19 protein-coding genes and 1 tRNA gene are annotated in these 18,383 nt (G+C 57.4%); 4 read left to right on the top strand and 16 right to left on the bottom strand.

Annotation, left to right across the window (positions count from 1 at the left end):
* Positions 1-70: 70 nt before the first annotated feature.
* The 3 genes from CLU93_RS23395 to CLU93_RS23385 form a co-directional block, all read right to left on the bottom strand.
* Positions 71-2,302 carry an NADP-dependent isocitrate dehydrogenase gene (locus CLU93_RS23395; RefSeq protein ID WP_099764563.1) on the bottom strand — a complete coding sequence of 744 codons (2,232 nt, stop codon included), beginning with the start codon at positions 2,300-2,302 and terminating at the stop codon, positions 71-73.
* 308 nt (positions 2,303-2,610) lie between these two features.
* Positions 2,611-2,847: a hypothetical protein gene (locus CLU93_RS23390; RefSeq protein WP_099763532.1), complete on the bottom strand. Its 237-nt coding sequence runs from the start codon at positions 2,845-2,847 to the stop codon at positions 2,611-2,613.
* A gap of 146 nt (positions 2,848-2,993) precedes the next feature.
* Entirely contained in the window at positions 2,994-3,605 is a 612-nt protein-coding gene (locus CLU93_RS23385; protein WP_257225068.1) for a hypothetical protein, read from the bottom strand.
* Positions 3,606-3,736: 131 nt separating this feature from the next.
* Between CLU93_RS23385 and CLU93_RS28320 the strand changes: the two genes are divergently transcribed.
* Entirely contained in the window at positions 3,737-4,096 is a 360-nt protein-coding gene (locus CLU93_RS28320) for a helix-turn-helix transcriptional regulator (protein WP_180287920.1), read from the top strand.
* Between the two features lie 460 nt (positions 4,097-4,556).
* Here CLU93_RS28320 and CLU93_RS23375 read toward each other — a convergent pair whose 3' ends face one another.
* The 6 genes from CLU93_RS23375 to CLU93_RS23350 form a co-directional block, all read right to left on the bottom strand.
* Entirely contained in the window at positions 4,557-5,096 is a 540-nt protein-coding gene (locus tag CLU93_RS23375) for a GNAT family N-acetyltransferase (RefSeq protein WP_099763531.1), read from the bottom strand.
* A gap of 12 nt (positions 5,097-5,108) precedes the next feature.
* Positions 5,109-5,669: an AAA family ATPase gene (locus tag CLU93_RS23370; RefSeq protein WP_099763530.1), complete on the bottom strand. Its 561-nt coding sequence runs from the start codon at positions 5,667-5,669 to the stop codon at positions 5,109-5,111.
* 42 nt (positions 5,670-5,711) lie between these two features.
* Positions 5,712-6,983: an amidase family protein gene (locus CLU93_RS23365; protein ID WP_099763529.1), complete on the bottom strand. Its 1,272-nt coding sequence runs from the start codon at positions 6,981-6,983 to the stop codon at positions 5,712-5,714.
* 154 nt (positions 6,984-7,137) lie between these two features.
* Complete coding sequence (locus CLU93_RS23360) at positions 7,138-8,484, bottom strand: flavin monoamine oxidase family protein (protein WP_180287919.1); 1,347 nt, start codon at positions 8,482-8,484, stop codon at positions 7,138-7,140.
* A 201-nt stretch (positions 8,485-8,685) separates the two neighbouring features.
* Entirely contained in the window at positions 8,686-9,414 is a 729-nt protein-coding gene (locus CLU93_RS27940) for a hypothetical protein (RefSeq protein ID WP_143451791.1), read from the bottom strand.
* On the bottom strand, positions 9,411-10,109 hold the full coding sequence (locus CLU93_RS23350) for an aspartate/glutamate racemase family protein (RefSeq protein ID WP_099763526.1): 699 nt from the start codon (positions 10,107-10,109) through the stop codon (positions 9,411-9,413). Before CLU93_RS23350 ends, CLU93_RS27940 begins: the two co-directional genes overlap by 4 nt.
* Positions 10,110-10,237: 128 nt before the next feature.
* On the opposite strand from CLU93_RS23350, the gene CLU93_RS23345 reads away from it, so the two are divergent.
* Complete coding sequence (locus CLU93_RS23345; RefSeq protein ID WP_257225067.1) at positions 10,238-11,017, top strand: helix-turn-helix domain-containing protein; 780 nt, start codon at positions 10,238-10,240, stop codon at positions 11,015-11,017.
* A gap of 437 nt (positions 11,018-11,454) precedes the next feature.
* On the opposite strand, the gene CLU93_RS23340 is transcribed toward CLU93_RS23345, so the two are convergent.
* The 4 genes from CLU93_RS23340 to CLU93_RS23325 form a co-directional block, all read right to left on the bottom strand.
* A tRNA-Val gene (locus CLU93_RS23340) sits at positions 11,455-11,529 on the bottom strand.
* Positions 11,530-11,612: 83 nt separating this feature from the next.
* Positions 11,613-12,329: a DNA polymerase III subunit epsilon gene (dnaQ, locus tag CLU93_RS23335; RefSeq protein ID WP_099763524.1), complete on the bottom strand. Its 717-nt coding sequence runs from the start codon at positions 12,327-12,329 to the stop codon at positions 11,613-11,615.
* 87 nt (positions 12,330-12,416) lie between these two features.
* Complete coding sequence (rnhA, locus tag CLU93_RS23330) at positions 12,417-12,854, bottom strand: ribonuclease HI (RefSeq protein WP_071076881.1); 438 nt, start codon at positions 12,852-12,854, stop codon at positions 12,417-12,419.
* On the bottom strand, positions 12,847-13,623 hold the full coding sequence (locus tag CLU93_RS23325) for a class I SAM-dependent methyltransferase (protein ID WP_099763523.1): 777 nt from the start codon (positions 13,621-13,623) through the stop codon (positions 12,847-12,849). Before CLU93_RS23325 ends, rnhA begins: the two co-directional genes overlap by 8 nt.
* 19 nt (positions 13,624-13,642) lie before the next feature.
* On the opposite strand from CLU93_RS23325, the gene gloB reads away from it, so the two are divergent.
* Positions 13,643-14,452 carry a hydroxyacylglutathione hydrolase gene (gloB, locus tag CLU93_RS23320; RefSeq protein WP_099763522.1) on the top strand — a complete coding sequence of 270 codons (810 nt, stop codon included), beginning with the start codon at positions 13,643-13,645 and terminating at the stop codon, positions 14,450-14,452.
* 79 nt (positions 14,453-14,531) lie between these two features.
* Here the strand turns inward: gloB and aceB are convergent, their stop codons facing one another.
* Positions 14,532-16,130 (bottom strand): malate synthase A, encoded by a 1,599-nt coding sequence (gene aceB, locus CLU93_RS23315; protein WP_099763521.1) that lies wholly within the window; start codon positions 16,128-16,130, stop codon positions 14,532-14,534.
* Positions 16,131-16,346: 216 nt separating this feature from the next.
* Between aceB and CLU93_RS23310 the strand changes: the two genes are divergently transcribed.
* Positions 16,347-17,258 (top strand): LysR family transcriptional regulator, encoded by a 912-nt coding sequence (locus CLU93_RS23310; RefSeq protein WP_099763520.1) that lies wholly within the window; start codon positions 16,347-16,349, stop codon positions 17,256-17,258.
* 252 nt (positions 17,259-17,510) lie between these two features.
* Here CLU93_RS23310 and CLU93_RS23305 read toward each other — a convergent pair whose 3' ends face one another.
* Together CLU93_RS23305 and CLU93_RS23300 are read right to left on the bottom strand one after the other, a co-directional pair.
* Positions 17,511-17,714 (bottom strand): cold-shock protein, encoded by a 204-nt coding sequence (locus CLU93_RS23305; RefSeq protein WP_010398811.1) that lies wholly within the window; start codon positions 17,712-17,714, stop codon positions 17,511-17,513.
* Between the two features lie 298 nt (positions 17,715-18,012).
* Positions 18,013-18,375 carry an Hpt domain-containing protein gene (locus CLU93_RS23300; RefSeq protein WP_099763519.1) on the bottom strand — a complete coding sequence of 121 codons (363 nt, stop codon included), beginning with the start codon at positions 18,373-18,375 and terminating at the stop codon, positions 18,013-18,015.
* Positions 18,376-18,383 lie beyond the last annotated feature (8 nt).

Raw genomic sequence — 18,383 nt, 5'->3', positions numbered from 1 at the left:
GCCGCCGGGATTGCTCCCGGCGGCATTTTTTTGTCAGGCAGTAAAGAACTTACTGCCTGTCAGGACTGCATCAGATGCTGTCCAGCACCGCATTCAGGCTGGCGCTCGGACGCATCACCGCTTCCGTCTTCGCCGGATCAGGCAGGTAGTAGCCGCCGATATCCGTTTCCTTGCCTTGTACTGCTTTCAGCTCGGCAACGATTTTTTCTTCGTTGTCGGCCAGGGCTTTGGCCACTGGCGCGAAGTGCGCCGCCAGTTCCGCATCGTCCTTCTGCGCTGCCAGAGCTTGCGCCCAGTACATGGCCAGGTAGAAATGGCTGCCGCGGTTGTCGAGTTCGCCGGTACGTGGCGATGGAGACTTGTTGTTGTCCAGCAGCTTGCCGGTGGCTTCGTCGAGGGTTTTTGCGAGGGTTTTGGCCTTCGCATTGCCCGTCTTGATGCCCATGTCTTCCAGCGACACGGCCAGGGCCAGGAATTCACCCAGCGAATCCCAGCGCAAATGGTTTTCTTCCACCAGTTGCTTGACGTGTTTCGGTGCCGAACCGCCGGCGCCCGTTTCGTACATGCCGCCACCGGCCATCAGCGGCACGATCGACAGCATCTTGGCGGACGTGCCCAGTTCCAGGATCGGGAACAAATCGGTCAGGTAATCGCGCAGGATGTTGCCGGTCACCGAGATGGTGTCCAGGCCGCGGAAGGCGCGTTCCAGCGTGTAGCGCATGGCGCGCGTCTGCGACATGATCTGGATTTCCAGGCCGCTCGTGTCGTGCTCCTTCAGGTAAACCTGTACCTTCTTGATCACTTCGTTCTCGTGCGGACGGTAGGAATCGAGCCAGAACACGGCCGGCATGCCCGAGTTGCGCGCGCGCGTCACGGCCAGCTTGACCCAGTCGCGGATCGGTGCGTCCTTGACCTGGCACATGCGCCAGATATCGCCCTGTTCGACCGTTTGCGTCAGCAGCACTTCGCCCGTTTCCAGGTCGGTGATGTTGGCGGTGCCACCTTCCGGCACTTCAAAGGTCTTGTCGTGCGAACCGTATTCTTCCGCTTGCTGCGCCATCAGGCCCACGTTCGGCACGGTGCCCATGGTCTTCGGATCGAAGTTGCCATGCCATTTACAAAAACCAATCATTTCCTGGTAGATCCGTGCGAAAGTCGATTCCGGCATGACTGCCTTGACGTCTTTCGGACGGCCGTCGGCGCCCCACATCTTGCCGCCGATGCGGATCATGGCGGGCATCGACGCGTCGACAATGATGTCGTTCGGCGAATGGAAGTTGGTGATGCCCTTGGCCGAATCGACCATGGCCAGTTCCGGACGATTCGCGTGGCAGGCGTGCAAATCTTTCAGTACTTCATCTTTTTGCGACGCCGGCAGGGTTTCGATCTTGTCGTACAGGTTGCTCATGCCATTGTTGACATTCACGCCCAGCTTGTCGAACAGTTCGGCGTGCTTGGCGAACGCGTCCTTGTAGAAAATGCGCACGCAGTGGCCGAAGACGATCGGGTGCGAGACCTTCATCATGGTCGCCTTGACGTGCAGCGAGAACATCACGCCCGTCTTGAAGGCGTCGTCGATTTCCTTCTCGTAGAACTCCAGCAGCGCTTTCTTGCTCATGAACATGCTGTCGATGATTTCGCCCGCTTTCAGCGCAACCTTCGGTTTCAGCACGATGGTCTTGCCCGAGGCGGTGACCAGTTCCATCTTGACATCGCGGGCCTTTTCCAGGGTCAGCGATTTTTCGCCATGGTAGAAGTCGCCATGATGCATGTGCGAGACGTGGGTTTGCGACGCCTGGCTCCACTCGCCCATCGAATGCGGGTGCTTGCGTGCATACTCTTTGACAGCCTTCGGTGCGCGGCGGTCGGAATTGCCTTCACGCAGGACCGGATTGACGGAGCTGCCGATGCACTTGCCGAAACGGGCCTTCAAGGCTTTTTCTTCTTCCGTCTTCGCATCTTCCGGATAGTCCGGCAGCTTGTAGCCACGGCTTTGCAATTCGCGCACGCAAGCGATCAATTGACCTTGGGAAGCGCTGACGTTCGGCAATTTGATGATGTTGGTGTCTGGATTCTGGGTCAGTTTGCCCAGTTCAGCCAGGGTATTCGGGACTTTTTGCGCGTCCGTCAGGAATTCGGGAAATTCGGCCAGTACACGCGACGCCACCGAAATATCCGTGGCGACGATATCCACGCCAGCCGGCGCGGTGAATTTTTTGATAATTGGCAGCAGGGAATACGTCGCGAGCAGCGGCGCCTCGTCAGTCAGCGTGTAGATGATTTTGGATTTTTGTGTTGCCATGTTCATTCCCTTGTATGCGGTGATGCCTGGTGGTTAACTTTCTTCATTCCAAACACAGGACGGTTAGCCTTGCTTTGGACGGCTAGTGTGCCGGCGGTGACGCCGTGCTTGCCCACCACGTATTTTAGACTGTCCTGCCGCTGTTTGTGTATCCGATGGCGACGAATCTTATATAAGACAGCAAATATCTGATGGCGCCGGGCCAGAACGGCCATTTTCGGCCTTGAAATGGGCGCAGGAGAATAGCACGGCATGTATGCGGCCACGGAGAATCATTCAATATTGACAATATCCAAGTGGGAGCGACGTCACGCCCGCTCGTTCTTGACGATGCCACGCACATTCATCAGCGCCAGGCAAACGTTCAGCACAATCAAGGCCCAGGCTGCGTCTTGCCAGCCCCAGCAGACCCACAGCGCATTGCTGATCAAAAAGACCCAGAACCCGGCGAGGCGCCGCGCGGCGGTGCGCGAACCCACCAGCCAGGCCGCCAGCAGCGAAGCGGCCATGGCGGGCCATTGCAATAATTCGAGGATGTCGGACATGGCGCCTCCTGTTTGCCAGCAACGTAGCAGTATTGTCTGTCGTTCTATTGGCGCACGCCTGCCAGGGGTGGCACCACTTCCCCGCAAATGAGGATGCTTACCCAAGCGTTTCAATCAGCTTGTCAAAGCTCAAGCGGTGGTGTTGATTATCGTGCCAACGGTACCCGAGGCAGCCGCGACCGTGGTATCGCTATCGCGCTAAGCTCGATGCGGAAAACGCTGTCGTGGCTGACTGACTGGTAGCCGCCGCCCTTGTCGCCCTGCACGCTCACCGTGATCGCAGCCGAGTATGGCGGCGTGGTCAGGTTGAAGCGCCCGGCCTGGTCATTCGAGGCCACGGCAATCGGCTTGCCGTTGGTTCGCGCCTCGAAAATCGACCCGACGGCACCGAGAAAACCATACTCCAGGGTGACCGGATCGGTCAGCAGCGGCGTGACGTTGTGGCATTCCCCGAACGGTATCGGCAAGATTGCATCCTTGTTCGGCGTCGTACCGCCCAGCTTGACCTCGGTGATGGGCGTATTCAGGCGTTGCAGCTTGTCGCGCAGCACCAGGTTGATTGTCTCGCGGCTGGAACTGCCAACGTCATCGATGATGCCGTCGAACACCAGGCGGAAATCGGCACGCGGCCAGCTGGGGTCGCCAGCCCATGCTTTGATGGCACGGTTGCGCCACACATCGAGCAACCAGCCATCGAGTGCACCATCGCCGTTGTCCAGCTCGATGTCACCACCCGACAAGCCAGCTTCACCCGTCAAACTCACCCAAGTGCTGGGCGGTGGCGTGTCGTCCGTGATTTACCTGATGGGTGACGCGACACCGCGCCAGCCCGGCGAAATAACCTTTTTGGAGCATGCAGAATGATTAATCTCCTAGCCGGGAGCGCGCCATGAACATGAGCGACGTAGAAATGCGCCATATCGCCGAAATGGTGGCAGCGATGGGCAAGGCTGGCGGTAAGCGCACCGCCACCACGGCCGGCGAACTGAACAGGCAACAGATCTGCGCCGCGCTCGGCGTCAGCGAATCTACGATCCGCCGCCTCGAGCAGGCAGGATTGCCATATACACCGGTCGGCGTGCGCTCCAAGCGCTACGACCTTGAAGAATGCAAGAACTGGTTAAAGGAGAACAACCAATGTCCATCTGGGACGACAAAAAAGGCAGGAAGCACGTCGGCATCATGGTCGATGGCAAAAGAATTCACAGAAAGCTGCCGGAAGGCGCAACTACGAGTGATGCCAAGTTAGCTGAGGCAGAGTTGCGCACAGCGGTTAAGTGCCCGGCATGGCATTCATTTAACGGCTGGGATCGACTCTACGAGCGCGATGAGCAGTCGTGAATCAAGCACTTGTACATCTGTGATTCTAGCGATTCGTGGCAGCCCCCCCCGGTCGACCAACAAATGGCGCTCTCAGCCGAACTTGCCGCAATCAGTCGAGTTTCGGTCACTGTGCTCGCAGCGCCAATGCTGGCTCGATCCGTTATGATGTTGCTCACGAAGCAGACTCAAGATCGCTTCATGGATGCTCCGTCAAACGCCTGCTTGCACCATTCCGTGCAGTCGACGCTAGCACGTCATGACGCTGTCAGAGCCGAGTTCACACCACGGCCAGGCATAGCGGTGATCGCCTGCGGATCTGCGGGATGATGGCCTGACAAAGTAATGTTTACGGCTCTTCAGTTATTCTGAAATACATCCTGGCAAAATCACAGCGCGGGTTTCATTGCCGTAAACAACTTGACCGTCGCGTTGTAATACGCTGAACTCAATCCCTCGTAGCGCATGCCGATTCGTTCACATACGCCGACAGACGCAATATTTTCAGGATAGGTGACGGCTACCACTCGTTCAAGACCTTCACCGAATGCATGCTGTAGTAGTGCTGCCGCACTTTCGGATGCAAATCCCTTGCCCCATGCTTTTGGGTGAAGATGCCATCCAATTTCTGTGTCGTCGGGTGAGCATGATGCATTGTTTTCGAATGAAAATGGAATCGGCTTTAAAAATACGGTACCAAGCAAGGCTCCTGATTCTTTGGATGTGATGGCCCAGAAACCGTTGATCTCATGCCGCAGACTTTGCCACTGAAGGATTTTTTCCTCAGCCTCTGCTCGGCATGCCAGTACTCGAGGGGAAAATCCGATGAAGCGTTGGACCTTCCATCGAGAATACATGTCGAAAACGAACTCTACATCATCCAGCGTCCATGGACGTAGCATGAGCCGATCGGTGGTATGTGATTTCATAAGGTATTTCTTCTAACTGAAGCGTATCTGATTGTCGGCTAGTAGGGCTGGGCCTGTTGCACAGCCAACAACGGAAAGAACCTTCTCTGCTATTTCATGTGGCGAGCTCCCGGCGCATTCAATCACCGTGTCATCCACATTTGCATCGCGAAGAATTAAATCGAGCTCAAGGCTTCGTTGCAGATGCCAATGAAGCGCTTTCGAGTCGTTCTGATGCCGTGCCTGCAAGCGCTGCCCTATCACTTCGGATGGGGCCATGAGCCGAAAGATGAAGAGCGGCTGGCCTCGCAGGGCTGCACGGTAACGCGCCGCGCTATTTACGTTCTCAATGACCCCGGATATCACCAAATATTGCGCCCCAGCACGTTCAAAGTTGGCGGCAAGTGCTGCCAGGTTCAATAGCTCAATTTCCAGGTTGAACGGATCGCGTGCCGACGCGGGCCAATACTGCCGAATACTGTCCAGATCAATGACTGCATGGGGCGTACTGCGCGCGGCAAGGCATGCCCCCAAGTGTTCGGCGGTGGTTGATTTCCCAACACCAACGGTACCGTTGAGGAAAATTGATTTCATATTCTCTTTTCTAAAAATTAATACGCGACTGACGCCTAACCGTTAGGACGCCAAGCGCGCGCCCCATAAGTGCTGACTAGCATCAAGAAGAAATTTATCTTGATAGTGGCCTGCAGTTAAAGACAGACCGATTGGAACTCCATCGACCTGGGCCAGCGGGAGGGTTATTTCTGGCAATCTGGCAACACCCGCGAAGGACGTAACGGCCATGGTCCGGTCGTAATAGTCGAGAACGACGGGAAGGTTGTCGCCAGTTAATGTGCCCTTCTTCGGTGCCAATACTGGTGCAGTGGGGTAACAGAAAACATCGCCCGGCTTAGTGAATGCAGCGATTCGGGTAAAGAGGTTCTCGCACAGGTTCAAGCCATCACTCAGGGTACTGCGATCATAGTCTTCGACATTTCGATATCCAGCCTGGAAATTTGGTCCTAGCTCGGGTTGATTTGCACGAATCCAGCCACCTATCGCATTGCCCACCTCTACCGTCTGCAGAACGCGTAGCGCTTTCTTGTTGCATGACATCAAGTCCAGATTCAGCCCTGTTATGTCGCGCAGCGTAATCGAAGAAACGGTGATATCAGTGCGGTTGCGCAGGTAAGCAAGATGTTCAGATAGCGCATCTTGGATAGCAGGATCTGCCAGCTTAAAGGCATCTTCCAATAGATACACATTTTTAACCGTTGGGGATATCACATTTTGGCTGCGAAGAAGCACGCGCATTGCTTTGCGCAGAATGGGTAGACTTCGAGCCAATACACCGACGGTACTTACACTCGGTGCAAAAGGAAGCACGCCGGCTTCGGAAATGCGGTGCAAACTTGGACGCATCCCAAAAACTCCGCAAAGGCTGGCTGGAACTCGAATAGATCCACCGCAGTCAGTACCAAGTGCAAAATCCACCAGCTCGCAGGCGACCGCTGATGCCGAACCACTAGATGAGCCCCCAGGAATTCGATCAGGTGCACGCGGATTCAATGGGGTGCCAAAGAAGTGGCTCTCCCCATCCAGGCTGTAGGTGAATTCATCGGCCACGGTTTTTCCGACGCAGTGAGCGCCAACCGCCAACAACTGTTCAACACAAACCGCGTGAAATGCTGAAAGCGGATGCACATCACGCCAGGGTTTACTGCCATACGAGGTCAGGCGGTCACAGATGTCGATGTTATCTTTGACAGCGAATCGCAAGCCATCCAAAGTGCCAGGCGCATAGGGCTTAAGTTCAAATTCTTCCACAAAGGCGCCGCTGGCTTGCAACTGACTTTTATCAAAGCCGTCCTGAACACACGAAAATGCGGCGGGTACACGTTGATTCATTGGGTGTTTTTAGTCTGAGAAAAGTCTACGAAAACAGGCGCTGTCAATTGGAGCGTGACGACGTCTAGCAAGGGTACTGATCACCGAGAACAAGGTGGTAGTAGGCACCGGATTCCCGACGCTTGTCACCGATAGTCCGTTTTTTTGCATTTCACTATCCCTGGTGATCGTAGTTAATTGCTGATAATTGCACCCCAGGAGCGCTGACCAACCTCTGTGCCTCGCGAAGACCCGAGATGTAGGCCCCGTCAACATAGCCGAAACGTTGCATGGAAGTCGCCTCGCCGGCGAAGAGAATACGACCTACGGGTTCGCCTAGCGACTGCAAATCCTCAATTGTAGAAACGGGAGACAAATGTGTATACGCGCCGCGACTACAGGGATCGCCAGACCAATTGGTCTGATGGACGGCCGTAGGTCTCGGTATTTCACAAGCAAAGGCGGTAGCGAGTGCCGCTAAAGCCATCGCGAGCGCTGCATCGGGGCTGAAGTCAGCTAATGCAAGGGCTGGCGGGCCTGCGATGTGCGCGACCAAGGTCGGTCGACCGGCGGTTGAGGTTACATCAATCCAGTACGGGAAAACTGGGTGATCCCGAATGAATACACCACAGGGACTAGCGTTCCCAATTTTCCAAAATGCCTGCTCGAATTGGAGAATAAGTTTTTCGAATGCCCCAAAACCCAGATGCTCGATGGCTCTCTTTTTTGCCACTGGCAAGTCCGGCGAAAAACGGATGCCACCAGCCTTCAGGACGCCCAGCGGCACGCTGATCACCGCATGCGACCCCCGCTCTACGCGCCCGTCGGTACAGCGTACTGTAACGCCTTCAGTAGTTTGCCGCACCTCACCTACGAGCGCGTCGCAGTATATTTCCAAACCATCGGCAAGACGGGAAAGCATTTTTCCGTAACCGCCCACGATGCAGTTATCTCCCCCGCTGAACCCTGCATCCCAGGCGTAATTGGCAATGGAAATATCTTCTGCATGACAAGCTAAATCAGCCTGAAACCCCGTGTATACAACAAAGCGCACCCACGCCCGTAGAGATGGATCGGTGATTGAGCGTAGTCGCAATTCGAGCAGGTCGGCGACGTTCTGTGTGGGCGCATATTTAAACGCCAACTGCGTCAGTTCCGTCTCAATCTCATCGGCAAGCTGCATAACACGATCACGCTCCAGCGTATCTAACACTTCTCCGTGCAAGCCTGCCAGCCGCATCTCCGAAAAAATGTCGCTCAGCGCAAACCGGCGTTGTTCGATGGAAAGAAAGTTGGCCAGGTCGGTCAAAGGATTACCGATCGGTGCATGAATCCAGGCGCCCCCCGCCTCTACACTTGCACCCAGGGCGGGCAGCGTGCGCGTACGCCCGCCGATCTGCGAGCGCCCTTCCAACACCACCACTTCCACACCGCAAGTTTGCAGTGAATTAGCAGCAGCAATACCCGAAAACCCTGCTCCCACGATAATCACCCGAGTGACGGGATCTTGAACTTTCGCCACAAAGTCTTGTCCAATTGGCTCAAAGATGACTCTATTATTGCCTAAGTTTGAAGATTTGATAATAGGGCTCCTTTATCAAAAAATGCCATTGAAATTACTTACTTTTAGAGCTCTGAGCCAGTCGTGGCGCACAGTGTCGTTATTGCGCTCTACGTTGGCGTTTCGTTGCGGCTGGCCTAGAGTTTGCGACACCATATATTGCTATTGTTTCCACAAAATCAGATAGCTTGCCGCTGCTTGCGCGGCGCTGCTGCGTTGCTCAACGAGTACGTAGCGTGGCGCGCCGTCAACGGACAAGCGGAATGCCTGAAGCCGGGTAGTGATGCCTATTTCCGTCAATCCGTCCTGCCCTAGCATGCGGTCCACTTCGGTGGCAGTGTAGGCAGTTGTCACGCCCGAGCCGCCAGGCTGATGCGTGGTGCGCCTCAGCAAATTGCCCGCGCTGTCGAAGCGCAGACTTTCGCTGGCCGTGTCGTCTGCACAGTCGTCGAAACTGCTGTCGAATCGTAGCTCCGCCAACGCGGCTGCTGTACTCACTACTTCGGCGACGGCGGCCACCAGTATATGAGTGGCTTTGCGGTTATCCTTTCCGCCTAAGCCGGACATGCACAACATGGCTGCATAAGGCAAATGCTTCGCCTGCGGATGGTGGTACGCAGTAACTCCCCCGTTTAGGCCAGCCCCCCAACTTGCCCGGCCATCGGCCGCTATCGTCAGGCTGCCACGCGGCGAAATCGTTGCTGGTGTACCTGTTGGTGCAATGCCAATACTGCCCGTGCCAGGTAGCAGCTTGGACGCGTCATGTGTGTACACCAGGTAAGGAATGGTGGATGGGGGCGTGGTTGCATCGACGCTGCCGCCGCAGGCGGACAACAGGGCGACGAGCGACGTTGGGAGCATGACCCATGCGGTGCGGCGAGGCGGCATCATGCCTCGCCTTCCAGGATGAAATCGACTGCAGCGAGTGCATGTAGTTGGGTGCTGTCGAGCAGGGGCAGGTCGCTGTGTTCCTGCTGTAGCAGCAAGCTGATTTCCGTGCAGCCGAGGACGACGGCTTGTGCTCCGCGCGCGGCCAGCGCATCGATAGCGCGCAGGAAGACGGTACGTGAGCAAGTTCGCACAATGCCGGCGCACAGTTCGCTATAAATGATGTCGTGCAAGGCAGTTTGCTGTGCATCGGGTGGTACGAGGACTTCCAGGCCGTGCCGTTCCAACCGATCGCGCAGAAAGCGTTGCTGCATGGTGAACGAGGTGCCGAGCAGGCCGACCGTACACAATCCTAGCGCCTGTGCTGCGCTGCCAACGGGATCGGCGATGTGCAGGAATGGCAATGGCGATGCCGAAGCGATTTCGTCTGCGAGCACATGCATGGTGTTGGTGCATAGCACGATGCCATCGGCGCCCCCAGCATGCAGACGTACCGTCGCATCGCGCAGGATGGTCCCGGCATCTTGCCAGCGACCTGCATGCTGCGCTTGCGCGACGGGGCCGAAATCAACGCTGTATAGCAACACGGGCGCAGAGCGAAGCGGCCCCAGGCGGGCGCGCACGCCCTGGTTAATGATGCGGTAATATTCTGCACTGGATTCCCAGCTCATGCCGCCGATCAATCCGATTGTTCGCATATGCTTTCCTGTCGTGTGTGGTAGATGTACTGCTGTGAGCCCGGCTAGTATCTCCATTACCAACATTTTTATCTATCAGGAAATTTCACATGGCAGGGCCACTTATCAAGGAGAGTACAGGCGGCGCAATGCCTGTCGTCACACACGCAGCAGGCGGACTGTGCCTACAGCTTTTGCCGGGCGCACCTTACAGCGCGCGCGATCCGGTGCAATCACAAAGCATGGGCGTGTCGCTGCAGCGTCAGCGGGGCGTGCATGCGATAGGTTCCGACCGGCGCGTCGATTTCGATACATGGCCTGGCGTGCTCGCTTGCACGCCAGCCGGGATTGATGTTTTTTCCGAATCTGCGCAAGGTGGCGAGTACCTCGTCCTGCGCTGGCGTGGCGCCGCGTTGACCGACGCGCCGGAGGCGAATCCTCTTGAGAGGCGCGTGGAAACGGCCGGACACCGGCAGGCTCTCGCTCTGGCGCTACGCCTGCGACGGCTAATGCTGGATACACAGGCCGATCCACTGGCGCTGGAACACTCGGCGTTGGCATTGCTGTCGCTAAGGCAGGGTTGTCAAGAGGCACCGACACGCACGGCGCGGGTAGACATGGCGCGAGTGTTGGAGCGGATCGCTTGCCAGTTCGGGCAGGGACTGACCCTGGAACAGTTGGCCGCAGACGAAGGCTTGCCGGTCCTGCGCTTTCTGCGCGACTTTAGTCAGGCGACAGGCATGACGCCGCATGCATACATTGTGGAAACGCGCGTGCAGGCGGCGCGGAGCATGCTACTGGAGGTGGATAGGCCGCTGGCAGACATCGCCTACGCCAGCGGCTTTGCACATCAGTCACATATGGGCAGCGCTATGCGCGCTGCTCTGGGCATGACACCAACCCAGTATCGCCAGTTGCTAGGAACTTAAAGATCTGGAATCAATTCATCCACCGCCTGCAGCGGGGCCTCGTCCCGATACCGTGTCGTCACCACTCATAAAGCAGCCAGCTATATCTGCAAAGGGCGGCGAGATCCCAGGCAATTCGGCCGCATCCGCAAACGATAGGATGTGATCTTCAACACTCCTGTAACTTAGGCGTTTAGGGTAAAGGGTTGCGGCCATCGATTGGTTTAGCCGCCGACAGAAGACAGTCGGCGTGGCTCAGTGTACGAAGTTTTTACTTTTAGGGAAAGTGAGAAGTTTGTCAGGCCATCTAAGCCACTTTGATGTGAAAACGGCCGCAGGAAGCGGCCGTATCGTTTGGGGCTGGACAATGAACGAAAAACCCATTGCCCCAGATTTGCCCCAAGTTTCTATCCAGACAAGATATAAAAATCTAAGTCATTGAATATAAACTAAAATTTTGGTGGGAAGTGCAAGTTTCGAACTTGCGACCCCTGCAGTGTGAATGCAGTGCTCTACCCCTGAGCTAACCTCCCGAAGCGAGGCGAATTATCGCATAGGTGTTGCGGCATCTGCAAGGGCTGGCGACAGGAAATTTAGCATGCCCCGCTTTTTTTTCTCAGGCGGCCGCTGGTGGCGCGGTGACGACACTCCAGATGCACTGGCCTTTGGCAGCCTTGTCGAGGCCGGCGATGGTGGCTTCGTGGGCGGCGAGCTCGTCGGCCGTGGCAGTCTGGAAGATGACGTCGGCGAGCGGCACGATTTCCAGGGCGGCGCCGTCGGCGGCCACTTCCACTTCTTCTTCCATGCTCAGGCTGTTTTGACCGCGCGTCATGGCCAGGTAGACGTCGGCCAGCAATTCCGAGTCGAGCAGCGCGCCGTGCAGCTTGCGGTGGGCGTTCGAGACGCCGTAGCGGTCGCACAGGGCGTCGAGCGAATTGCGCTTGCCCGGATGCATTTCCTTCGCCTGCACCAGGGTGTCGATCACGCCATGCACTTGCTCATGCACGGGCGGCAGGTTCAGGCGCTTGAATTCAGCGTTGAGGAAGCCGATATCGAACGGGGCGTTGTGGATGATCAATTCGGCGCCGGCGATAAACGTGCGGAATTCTTCCGCGATTTCCGCGAATTTCGGCTTGTCGCTGAGGAATTCCGTCGTCAAACCGTGGACGGCCAGCGCGCCCTCTTCCGAATCGCGCTCGGGATTGATGTAATGGTGAAAATTATTCCCCGTCAACATGCGGTTGTTCAATTCGACCGCCCCGATCTCCAGGATGCGGTCGCCCGTGCGCGGGTTCAGGCCGGTGGTTTCAGTATCGAGAACAATTTGACGCATGGCGGATTCATTCGTAAAAGCAAAAAGCGAAGGGCACAGTATAGCAAACCTGTACCCTGCGATGACTACTGGCTACCTTGGGTATTCTTACGCGCGCACGGTTTCCACGCCCAGGTTGGCTAGCTCATCGGCCCGCTCGTTACCCGGATGGCCATTGTGGCCGCGCACCCAGCGCCATTCCACTTCATGGACGGCCTGGGCTGTGTCGAGGGCCTGCCACAGGTCGACATTTTTTACGGGCGCCTTGGCCGCCGTTTTCCAGCCGCGTGCCTTCCAGCCGTGGATCCATTCGCTGATGCCCTTTTGCACGTACTGGCTATCGGTATACAACACCACCTGGCAAGGCCGTTTGAGCGCCGTCAAGGCTTCGATCACGGCCTTCAATTCCATGCGGTTATTCGTCGTATTGAGTTCCCCGCCGTAAATTTCTTTCTTGGCACCATCGGCCACCATCAGTGCGCCCCAGCCGCCCGTGCCGGGATTGCCCTTGCATGCGCCATCGGCGTAAATCTCAACCTTATCCATCTTGCTGTTCCCGCCTTTTATTCGTGACCGGTGCGCCTGCGGGCGCCGTCGCCGGTTTCTTGGTCCACGCCGGACCGATCAAACGCATCCCTTTGACACGCTTGATCGCCTGCACTATATACACTGCGCCCAGATATGGCCACCAGCGCGCACCGGCCTTGTCCATGAAGGCGTTGCGGCGCAGCCATTTTTCTGTCCTGCAGGCAGGTGCGTAGCAGCCGAAGTGGCTTTCGCTGACGCCCATGTTCAGCAATTTTAACCAGTCTTTCATGCGCGGCATAGAGATCAGCTCGCCTGCCCGCGGCAGGTAATGGCGCCCCGTGACTCTTCCGAGGCCCTGGCGCATGCCCCACAGGCTGGCCGGATTGAAGCCGCAGACGATCACGCGCCCCTCGGGAATCAGCACGCGCTCGACTTCGCGCAAGACCTGGTGCGGCTCGGCGGCAAATTCGAGTACGTGCGGCAAGACCACCAGATCCAGGCTTTGCGAATCGAACGGCAACTCGTCGAAGGCCGACACCAGGGTCAAACGGCTCTCTTGCGGCGGGCGCGACGGCAGGCGTGCATCGAGCAGCCATTTGTTCGGCATGCGGCTGGCCGCCAGCGCGTCGAGCTGGGGCAAGCCGATCTGCACGGCGTTAAATCCGAAGATGTCGACGGTCAGACTGTCGAGGCATTGCTGCTCCCAGGCGCGCACATACAGACCGGCTGGGGTCTGCAGCCAGCCGTCAAGCGCTATAATGGATTTTTCGGATGCTACACTGTCCATTCAGTTTTCTCTTTTGCTCATGACACACTCCCCTGAACACGCTTTATCGGTACTTGCCGTGCCCGCCTTTGCCGACAATTATCTGTGGCTGATCCATGACGGCCGCCACGCCGCCGTGGTCGACCCTGGCGATGCCATGGCCATCCTCGATGCGCTGCAAGCACATCAGTTGACCTTGTCCGCCATTTTACTCACGCACCACCACGCCGACCACACAGGTGGCGTACCTGAATTGTTGCAGCATTTCGCCGTGCCCGTCTTCGGCCCGCGCAATGAGGCTATCACAACCATCACGCAAGCGCTTGGCGAAGGCGATGTCGCCTATGTGCCAGAGCTGGGTTTGCAGATGACCGTCATCGACGTGCCCGGCCATACCAAGGGGCATATCGCCTATGTACGCCAGCGCTCGGAGCAAGGCGATGCGCCATGGCTGTTTTCCGGCGACACCCTGTTTGCTGGCGGCTGCGGCCGCCTGTTCGAAGGCACGCCGGGCCAGATGGCCGACTCGCTGGGCAAACTGGCCGCCCTGCCCGACGATACCGAGGTATTTTGCGCGCATGAGTACACCTTGTCCAATCTGCGCTTCGCCAACGCCGTCGAACCGGGCAACCTTGCCCTGCAGGAACGCATCGCCATCGACACGGAAAAGCGCCAGCAAGGCTTATCCACCGTGCCGTCGACCATAGCCATGGAAAAGGCCACGAATCCCTTCCTGCGCTACCGCGAACCGGCCATCTTGACCAGCCTGAAGGTGGAAGGCAAACTGGCCAGCGACGCTTCGCCCGTGGAAGCGTTTGCGGCGCTGCGTATGTGGAAAAACAGCTTTTAAGCTTCTGCTTCTAAAAAGAAAAATCCCGGCGATACCATCAGGTATCGCCGGGATTTTTTATCAATCTATTTGATCAGGATCAGATTTCTTCGTACAGCGGCAAGGTCAGGAACTCGGCAAACGATTCCGACGTCGACATTTCCTCGAAAATCTGGCCCGCGCGCACATAGGTCGGACCGTTGCCGCCTGGCGCATCGCGCTGCACCTTCGCCAGTTCTTCCGGAATCATGGCGCGCACCATGTCGGCCGTGACCTTGCGGCCGTCTTCCAGCACGCCCTTGCTGGAACGAATCCATTGCCACACTTGCGAGCGGCTGATCTCGGCCGTGGCCGCATCTTCCATCAGGTTATGGATAGGCACACAACCGTTGCCGGCCAGCCAGCTGCCCAGGTAATGGATGCCCACGTTGATGTTGTAGCGCAAGCCCGCTTCCGTGATCGGTGCTTCCGGCTGGAAGTTCAGCAGATCCGACGCTTTCACATCGATGTCGGGACGCTGTTTCTCGATCTGGTTCGGCTTGTCACCGAGCACTTTGGTGAACTCGCCCATGGCCAGCTCGACCAGGCCCGGATGGGCAACCCAGCCGCCGTCGTAGCCATCGGTGGCGTCGCGCGCCTTGTCGTTGCGCACGCCACCCATGGCGATGTCGTTCTTTTCAGGATCGTTCTTGATCGGGATCAAGGCTGCCATGCCACCAATCGCTGGCGCACCGCGCTTGTGGCAGGTTTTCAGCAGCAGCAAGGCGTAGGCACGCATGAACGGCGCCGTCATGGTGACTTTCGCGCGGTCGGCCAGGCAGAAATCCTTGTCCAGCTTGAATTTCTTGATGCACGAGAAGATGTAATCCCAGCGGCCCGCGTTCAGGCCCGAGCTGTGCTCTTTCAGTTCGTACAGGATTTCATCCATTTCAAACGCTGCCAGGATGGTTTCGATCAGGACAGTCGCCTTGATCGTGCCTTGTGGCAAGCCCAGCTCGTTTTGCGTCATGACGAAGATGTCGTTCCACAGGCGCGCTTCCAGGTGCGATTCCATCTTCGGCAGGTAGAAATACGGGCCGGCGCCGCGCGCCAGCTGTTCCTTGGCGTTATGGAACATGAACAGGGCGAAATCAAAAATGCCGCCGGAAATGCGCTTGCCGTCGACCAGCACGTGCTTTTCATCGAGGTGCCAGCCGCGCGGACGCACGACGAGGGTGGCGATTTTGTCGTTCAGCTTGTACGACTTGCCATTTTGCTCCAGCGAAATCGTCTTGCGCACGGCGTCGAACATATTGATCTGGCCCGTCAGCTGGTTATCCCAGTTCGGCGTGTTCGAATCTTCGAAGTCCGTCATGTAGCTGTCCGCGCCGGAATTGAAGGCGTTGATGACCATCTTGCGCTCGACGGGACCGGTGATTTCCACGCGGCGGCATTCCAGCGCCTTCGGAATCGGCGCGATCTTCCAGTCGCCATCGCGGATATGCGCGGTTTCTGGCAGGAAATCAGGACGCTCGCCCGCGTCGAGGCGCTTGGCGCGTTCCACGCGCACGGCCAGCAACTCCTGGCGGCGCGGCTCGAATGCGCGTGTCAGCTTGGCCACCAGCGCCAGCGCTGCCGGCGTCAAAATCTGTTCATAGCCGGGGGCGATGTCACCCGTGATTTGCATGCCTTCGGGAAGTGCGATCGTGTTCTGCGTCATGAAGTTCTCCGGTTTTTAATAAATATAAGCAAAGGTAATCTGGTGATCCAAGTATAAGCTGAATGACTGCGCGGACAAGCGGGACAAAGGCGTAAAAACACTCTGCCGGGCGGCGCGTTTGTTCTATAGTATTGCACTATAAGGCATGGAAACGAGATTAAAAATCACTTCATCTATGCGTTTTTATCACAAGTGACGAGATAGCGAGCACAGCATATGGGCCAGTTCAGACAAATATCGACCTTCGTGGAAGTGGTGGCCAAGGGCAGCCTGTCGGCGGCCGCGCGCGCGGAAGGTATCGCCCCGGCCATGATAGGCCGGCGCCTCGATGCGCTGGAGCAGCGCCTGGGCGTCAAATTACTGCAGCGCACGACGCGCAAGCTGGCCTTGACGAATGAAGGCGCCGCCTTCCTGGAAGATTGCCAGCGCATCCTGGGAGAATTGGAAGAGGCGGAAGCGGCCGTGGCCGAGCGCAGCGTGAAGGCCAGCGGCCATTTGCTCATTTCCGCGCCGGCCGGCTTCGGGCGCCAGCACGTGGCGCCATTGATCCCCTCGTTTGTCGCCGAGCACCGCGACGTGACGGTGTCGCTGAACCTGAACGACCGCCTGGTCGACCTGATCGGCGAAGGCATCGACGTGGCCATCCGCATCGCCAGCCTGTCCGATTCCTCGCTGGTGAGCACGAAACTGTCCGACAACCAGCGCGTGCTGGTCGGCTCGCCCGCCTATCTGAAACGGGCGGGCACGCCGCGCATCCCGGCCGACCTGGCGAAACATAATTGTCTGGCGATCAGCAGCGAAGGCAGCCAGCGCGGCTGGACCTTCCGCGAAAACGGCAAGAATGTCATTTTGAAGGTGGCCGGCAATATGGTGTGCAACGATGGCGAAGTGCTGCACGACTGGGCCTTGGCCGGCAAGGGTCTGGCGTGGCGCTCGATGTGGGAAGTGGGCGCCGAGATCGCCTCGGGCCAGCTGGTGACGGTGCTGGACCAGTTCGCGGCCCCGGGCAACGATATTTATGCCGTGTTCGCCCAGCGCCGCCACTTGCCACTGCGCATACGGGCGTTTGTGGATTTTTTACGGCACTCATATGCCCAGCCCGACTACTGGCATGAAAGAGCAATCTAAATAGCGCCCAAGCCTAGACGTGGGTCGCAGATCGGCGTAGGTCGGATTAGCGTAGCGTAATCCGACACCAGCCCATACACCTTCCCAACACCACCATTGTCGGCTTACGCGCAAGCGCTAAGCCGACCTACGCGGCGACGCAAGCACGCCAAAAGAACGCACAGCCGACGCAAAATCGATGCCCCACGAAAATTCAGGCGAAAAAAAATCCTCGGAGACCGAGGATTTCTTTATTTCGTTTGATCCAGCGTATTAGATTGGCTGAATGTTCGAAGCTTGCTTGCCTTTAGGGCCAGCGGTCACTTCAAAAGAAACGCGTTGGTTCTCTTGCAGGGACTTGAAGCCGTTCGACTGGATAGCCGAGAAGTGAGCGAACAGATCTTCGCCGCCTTCGTCAGGGGTAATAAAGCCGAAGCCCTTCGAATCATTGAACCATTTTACGATGCCAGTTGCCATTACAATTTCCTATTTCAGTTAAGTTGGGCTTGCGCCCGTTATATCGTTTGAAGCAAGAAAGAAATGACAGACAAACTGCACTACTACCTCGAATCCAACGATGCCCAATTATACCAACAAAACTGAGAAAAACCATTCTTTCGCAAAATAAACTTGCGAACACTACTTTAATAGCCAAATCCCCGTCTTGCGGCGCCCCGTACCAGCGGCATGGAGACACTATATCCTAATCTGCGACGCCAATGCTTTGCGTTGCATCAAATGAATCATTGCAACCACATCTCTATGGTGTTGTCACTTACACGCTGAAATGGGTGGCGCCCGCATCGCGCGCGGCCCAGTGCAGCAACGCCGCCACCTGCCCCCGCACGGCGGGCCATTCCGCCACCGCCTGGGCAGGCGTGTTGAGCATGGCGCGCACCTGCTGTTCAATGCGCCGGCATTCCTGGCCCAGCGCGGCAAAGCCAAAGGTGGCCGCCGAGCCGGCGACCGCGTGCAGCGCACGGTGCAACTCCGTCAACGGCTCCAGGCGGGGGCCTTCGCTGTCGCAGCGGCCGCTGGCCTGCGTGATCGCTTGCATCAGGGCCGGCACGCCAGCCGCATATTTTTCGTTCAGGGCGCGCAAACGCGCGCGAAAATCCGGGTCGATCAAGGTTGCCATCGTAATAC

Origin of the sequence: Janthinobacterium sp. 35, assembly GCF_002754575.1 — a bacterium.
Lineage (GTDB): Bacteria > Pseudomonadota > Gammaproteobacteria > Burkholderiales > Burkholderiaceae_D > Janthinobacterium > Janthinobacterium tructae.
This window is presented reverse-complemented; position numbering and strand designations above follow the sequence as displayed.

Bases quoted from the DNA above. Each gene is read 5' to 3' on its own strand.
- CLU93_RS23350 (WP_099763526.1), bottom strand. From the start codon at position 10,109: ATGCGAACAATCGGATTGATCGGCGGCATGAGCTGGGAATCCAGTGCA.
- CLU93_RS23310 (WP_099763520.1), top strand. From the start codon at position 16,347: ATGGGCCAGTTCAGACAAATATCGACCTTCGTGGAAGTGGTGGCCAAG.
- CLU93_RS23305 (WP_010398811.1), bottom strand. From the start codon at position 17,714: ATGGCAACTGGCATCGTAAAATGGTTCAATGATTCGAAGGGCTTCGGC.
- CLU93_RS28320 (WP_180287920.1), top strand. From the start codon at position 3,737: ATGAACATGAGCGACGTAGAAATGCGCCATATCGCCGAAATGGTGGCA.
- rnhA (WP_071076881.1), bottom strand. From the start codon at position 12,854: ATGGATAAGGTTGAGATTTACGCCGATGGCGCATGCAAGGGCAATCCC.
- CLU93_RS23370 (WP_099763530.1), bottom strand. From the start codon at position 5,669: ATGAAATCAATTTTCCTCAACGGTACCGTTGGTGTTGGGAAATCAACC.
- CLU93_RS23390 (WP_099763532.1), bottom strand. From the start codon at position 2,847: ATGTCCGACATCCTCGAATTATTGCAATGGCCCGCCATGGCCGCTTCG.
- CLU93_RS23300 (WP_099763519.1), bottom strand. From the start codon at position 18,375: ATGGCAACCTTGATCGACCCGGATTTTCGCGCGCGTTTGCGCGCCCTG.
- CLU93_RS27940 (WP_143451791.1), bottom strand. From the start codon at position 9,414: ATGATGCCGCCTCGCCGCACCGCATGGGTCATGCTCCCAACGTCGCTC.
- dnaQ (WP_099763524.1), bottom strand. From the start codon at position 12,329: ATGCGTCAAATTGTTCTCGATACTGAAACCACCGGCCTGAACCCGCGC.
- gloB (WP_099763522.1), top strand. From the start codon at position 13,643: ATGACACACTCCCCTGAACACGCTTTATCGGTACTTGCCGTGCCCGCC.
- CLU93_RS23375 (WP_099763531.1), bottom strand. From the start codon at position 5,096: ATGAAATCACATACCACCGATCGGCTCATGCTACGTCCATGGACGCTG.
- CLU93_RS23325 (WP_099763523.1), bottom strand. From the start codon at position 13,623: ATGGACAGTGTAGCATCCGAAAAATCCATTATAGCGCTTGACGGCTGG.
- CLU93_RS23365 (WP_099763529.1), bottom strand. From the start codon at position 6,983: ATGAATCAACGTGTACCCGCCGCATTTTCGTGTGTTCAGGACGGCTTT.
- CLU93_RS23395 (WP_099764563.1), bottom strand. From the start codon at position 2,302: ATGGCAACACAAAAATCCAAAATCATCTACACGCTGACTGACGAGGCG.
- CLU93_RS23345 (WP_257225067.1), top strand. From the start codon at position 10,238: ATGCCTGTCGTCACACACGCAGCAGGCGGACTGTGCCTACAGCTTTTG.
- aceB (WP_099763521.1), bottom strand. From the start codon at position 16,130: ATGACGCAGAACACGATCGCACTTCCCGAAGGCATGCAAATCACGGGT.